Here is a 1,148-nt window from a genome sequence, read left to right on the forward strand (position 1 = left end):
GTGCGGCCGCGTCCAGCAGGGCGGACGGCGCGTCCTGCCCGGGGCGCGGCGCGACGGGTGGGGTGCGCCGCTCGGTGCCGAGCAGCGCGGCCGCGACGAGATCGTCCCAGGACGTGGTGGGGGTCGTGGTGGTCAACGGGTGCCTCCCTGCGCTGCCGTGGCGATGAGCGAGACGGGGGTCGGGTCCCAGGCCGTGAGGGGCGAGAAGCCGCGGTGGCCGCACTCGCCGAAGACGGTGATGGGGCCACCGCCGGATATGGCCATCAACTGCCATAGATCGGTGCGCCCCGCGCAGCGCGGATCGACGGGCAGCGCGGAGCCGCTCCGCTCATCCGCAAGCTGCCATCCGCCGTCCCCCGGGACCGGCACCACCTCGGCGAGCACGACCGGCCAGCCGTCCAGCCATGGGTCCTCCCCGAGCGCCGCCCCGTAGTCCGCGAGCGCGGTATCGACATCGCACCCCTCGGGGACCGGCGGCGCCGTGGCAGACGGGGCGTGCGGCAACTCCCCGTGCCGGGTGCCGATCGCGGCACGCAGGGGCCGGGCCGCCGGGTAATACGTGAGGTCGGCGTCGAGGACCAGGCCGGTGGGCAGGGCGAGCTCCGGGGACTGGCCGGGGGCGCTGAACGAGAGCAGCAGCGCCATACGGCGCGTGCGCTCGCCCCGCAGCCAGATCCTGTGGGTGGTCAGCCTGCCGTCCGCGCCGTCCTGGCGGCCCAGGACCAGCCAGCGGTCCCGGACCGGCTCCCCGGTCGCCAGCAGCTCGGCCACCGGCGTCGTAAGGCCCACGCGGGTGCGCGTGGTGGCGGCCAACTGCTCCGGGAGGCCGTCCAGATGGAGGAATCCCTGGTTGAGGAGATGGGCCAGCGCGCACTCCTCCAGCAGCCGGGCGGGCCACCCCGGACCGGACGACGGAATCGCGGCCAGCTCCCGCACCCGCGTCTCGAGCCCCGGAGCCTGGGCGTCGACCATCCGCGCGGCCGTCTCGTCCCACGCCCCGTACCCGGCACGGTCGGCGGAGGCCAGACCGTCGCGGAGCAGATCGGCGAGCCGCCGCTCCAACTCCGTGGCGCCCGCGGCGATGCGCTGGGCCCGCCGCTCGGCGCGGCGGCGGGCCGCCTCCGGATCGGCCGCGCCTGCGCTCTCCC

At 76.6% G+C, this 1,148-nt stretch carries 1 protein-coding gene; it reads right to left on the reverse strand.

Annotated features, from left to right (window positions below):
- Positions 1 to 132: 132 nt before the first annotated feature.
- Positions 133 to 1,148, reverse strand: a 1,016-nt coding sequence (locus KN815_RS49210; RefSeq protein WP_216348217.1) for an SWIM zinc finger family protein, incomplete at its 5' end; no start/stop codon positions are given.

It is taken from the genome of Streptomyces niphimycinicus (assembly GCF_018883605.1).
In the GTDB taxonomy this organism is placed as follows: domain Bacteria; phylum Actinomycetota; class Actinomycetes; order Streptomycetales; family Streptomycetaceae; genus Streptomyces; species Streptomyces niphimycinicus.